This window comes from Bradyrhizobium sp. (assembly GCF_049691595.1).
GTDB lineage: Bacteria > Pseudomonadota > Alphaproteobacteria > Rhizobiales > Xanthobacteraceae > Bradyrhizobium.
The window spans coordinates 1-3,782 of record NZ_JBAVNZ010000582.1 but is presented as its reverse complement, the minus strand read 5'-3'; the positions used below and the strand labels follow the sequence as shown (position 1 = coordinate 3,782).

1 protein-coding gene and 1 pseudogene are annotated in these 3,782 nt (G+C 61.8%); both read left to right on the top strand.

Annotated elements, in window-relative coordinates; translation table 11 throughout:
- Window positions 1-2,134, top strand: a 2,134-nt coding sequence (locus WCE35_RS23505; RefSeq protein ID WP_424595702.1) for a vWA domain-containing protein, incomplete at its 5' end; no start/stop codon positions are given.
- Window positions 2,135-2,288: 154 nt separating this feature from the next.
- Window positions 2,289-3,127 (top strand): annotated as a pseudogene (locus tag WCE35_RS23500) (IS5 family transposase).
- The last annotated feature ends 655 nt before the right edge of the window (window positions 3,128-3,782 follow it).

Sequence of the window (3,782 nt, the reverse complement as noted above, 5' to 3'; positions counted from 1 at the left end):
GTTGGTGTTCGACCGCTCCGGCAGCATGTCGATGGACGATGGCACGGGGCGTTCCAAGATCGAAGCGGCACGCGACGCGGTGTCGCTGTTCGTGCAATTGGTGAAGGCCGGGACCGGCAACCGCGCTGGACTCGTCTCCTTCAGCACGACGGCCAGTTCGCCGGTGGATTTCGCTATCGCCAACGTCACCGGCGGCACGAAGGCGGCGCTGATCGGCCCGGCACCTTATTCGGGCGGCATCGTCGGGGCCTTGACGCCGGGGGGAGCCACCACGATCGGCGGCGGTCTTGATGCTGCGCACGCGCAGTTTCCCGTCGCCGGGACCAATCCGAGAGCGATCCTGCTGCTGACGGACGGCCTTGAGAATACGGCGCCGATAGTAGCAAACGTCGAAGCCGCGCACACGCTCGACGGAATCACCGTCCATGCAATCGGGTTCGGAACGGAATCGAGTTTGGATGGCGCGCTGCTCACGGCGCTCGCGAACGCGCACGGCGGCATGTACATGCGCGCCGGCGGGGGCCTGGCGCTTGAGAAGTTCTTCTCGAACGCGTTCGGCAACATCTTCGAAGCCGGCATCCTGATGGATCCGGAGTTCGATCTGCCGGCCGATCAGCCGTCGGGCAAAGCGATCCCCTTCCGGGTTTGCGGCGAGGAGACGATCACGGCGGTGGCGGGCTGGGACCGCGCGGATGCGTCGCTGTTCCTTGAGGTGACCACGCCGGGTGGCGTCGTGATTACCGGCGGGACGGCGGGCGTTGAAGCCGCGTTCGGAAGAACCTGGACGTTTTTGCGAATCAAGCTCCCGTTTTCCGGCGAGCGCGATGGCCTCTGGAGCGTCAACGTGGTCCGGCCAGGCGGCGGAGGGGAGTTCCCGCCGCCAGCTCCCGCGCTGCGTTACTTCATCAATGTGATCCCCACGGGCGGGCCGCGGATGACGCGGTTTGCCGATGCACGGCGTTACTATACCGGCGATCCCATCAATCCCATCGTGCTCGTGCGGCACGACAATGGCGGCTGGCCGGACGGCATGAAGGCGACGTTGACGGTCACGCGCCCCGACGCCGGCGTGGGCAATGTGCTGAGTGAGGCCGGGCTGGGCTCGCCGGGCACGCTGGATGCCGACTTCATTCCCGCCCGTCAGGCCACGCTCCAGGCCCTCGAGAAGGCGCAAGGAAGACCCGTGGTTCGCTACGCCGAAACCACGATTGATCTCCTTGGTGACTCCGAGAACACCGGAGGCACATTCGAAGCCACGGCGACATTCGGCAGGGCGCTTAACGACCTGCTGACGGTGGAGGGCAACTACACCTTCCACGCCAAGGCGACCTATGGTGACGAATGCTCGGGAATGCGGGAGCTGGTGTGGTCTAGGCATGTGGAGATCGGGATCGATCCCGGCAAGACCACAGTGACGACGACACCGCTTGATCCCCGACCGGACGGCGGCGCGTGCGTACGGATGACGTTCACGCCGCGCGACAAATACGGCAATCGGCTGGGGCCGGGGCGCTCGAACGCCTTTACGATCGAGCCGCAGCCGGGCAGCATGCCGGCCGGGACGGCGACCGATCTGGGTAACGGATCCTATCAGGTCGATGTGTGCTCGGATCCGGATTCGCTTGAGCCGCCACGGATTGGTTTGGCCCAGCCTGGCAGGCCTACCGCGGTCGTAGCTCCGCCTGAATTCAAGTTGTTCGTGTACAGCGTGAAGTTCCTGTGCGGCGAGCAGAAGGATGATTGCTGCGCGTGCGCACCAGTGCGGCCGGGGCGCTACTCGACCGAGATCAACATTCATAACGCCGGCTCGAAGCAAGCTCCCGTGCTCAAGAGAGCGATCCCACTGGTGCTGGCGGGAGCGGTTACAGGACGCGAACCGAAGTTCAAGGCACCGACGACTTTGGAAATCATCCGGCTGCCCGCGCACAATGCGACGATGGACGATTGCTGCCGCCTTGTGGAATTGCTGCTGGGAGCGCCGGCTGCGGGGCCGATCCCGCTGACCCTGGGGATTCTCGAGATTGTCAGCACGGCAGAGCTGAGCGTGACGGCCGTATATACAGCGACCAGCGCAGACGGAGGTACGCCGTCGATCGACGTGAAGCAGATTGAGACGAGGGTGCTCACAATCTAGGAAGCTTGCTCGAAAAGGCTGGCCTCGACGGCCACATTGTCGAGCTATCGTTGATATTGAGGGAGCTGGACTCTTAGTGTCTGTCCAAAAACAAATTGAATCAATTGAGTCAATTGTGATTCAAGAGGTGGCCTGATTCGAGAGGGGCTCACCGATGTGGACGACGAAGAACCGGGGTCGGTACGACCGCAGCCAGTTGCGATACCCGAGCGACCTGAGCGATGACGAGTGGGCGCTTGTCGGCCCGTTGATCCGGCCGGCCAAGCGCGGCGGCAACAGACGCCACGTCGATGTGCGCGAGGTGATGAACGGAATCTTGTACATCTTGAGCACAGGATGCCAATGGCGAGCGATCCCGAAGGATCTGCCGCCGCGCAGCACGGTATTCCACTATCTCGATTTGTGGAGTTGGGACGGAACGCTCGATCACATCCATCACGCGCTCTATGTGGGGTGCCGGGAGCAGGACGAACGGGAAGCCAGCCCCACCGCAGCCATCATCGACAGCCAAAGCGTGAAAAGCGCCGAAAAAGGGGGGCCTGCATCGATCCGCATGGCTATGATGCGGGCAAGAAAATCAAAGGTAAGAAGCGCCACATTCTCGTAGACACGCTGGGTCTGCTACTCCACGCCATCGTTCATCCCGCCGACATCCAGGATCGCGACGGCGGCATCATGCTGCTCGCCACAATGTTCGGACTGCATCCGTTCCTGAAGAAGCTGTTTGCCGATGCGGCCTATCAGGGACCGCAGTTCCACAAGAACCTGGCAAGGGTGTTGCCTCACCTCGAAACCGAAATCGTCAAGCGCTCCGATCAGGCCAAAGAGTTCATCGTATTGCCCAAGCGCTGGATCGTTGAACGCACCATCGCTTGGCTCAATCGCTGTCGCAGGCTGGCCAAGGACTGGGAAAACCTCAATCGCAAGGGCCTCGCATTCTTGCGCCTCGCCTCAATTCGCCTCATGCTGCGAAAACTCTGCAATCCCACTTGATGTTTTTGGACAGACTCTTAGGGCTCGTGCCGAGGGCCCCCTCGCCGGCCGCCGAGGCCCCTAAGGGGCTTGGTACCCCAGGGGGCGGGCCCATCTCGGACTGGGACTCCAGGTGCGCTTTTGACACTGCCCGCTTCCTATGCGGCGCACCACGCCGGCGTCCTACTCACCACGATGGCTTGCGCGGAGAAGGTTCGACCCCAGTTCCTCTCCCTCCGCCATCTTTGCCGAAGCCGCATATTCTCCGCCTGAGTTGTGGGTAATTAAGCCCAATAGCGGCAGCGATTTCCCATTTGAACTCCGGACCCCTTCTCGTCAGGGCGCACCCGTTATTCTCCGAAGGGCCCATTCATCTCCGAAGCTCTGGACTCCGCAGACTCGGTACGGTTCTCGAAACTCCAATATTTCGAAGGGCCTATGAATTTCAACGAAAAGAGCTTCTGCGGTTCCTCTCGGACAGGCAAGAGCATCCGCTTTCGAACTTGCTCCAGCCACGCATTCCCGCCTCTGGAGAGATCCCCCAAAAGACGCGCAATGGGCCGGAAATCCCGGCTTTTCGCGCATTCAAATTCAAGGTGGAAACCGCGGATAGTCTCCGGCCCTGTGCGGAAATATTCCCGTTTTGTGGAGACTATCGGCGGAGATGGGTTCGACC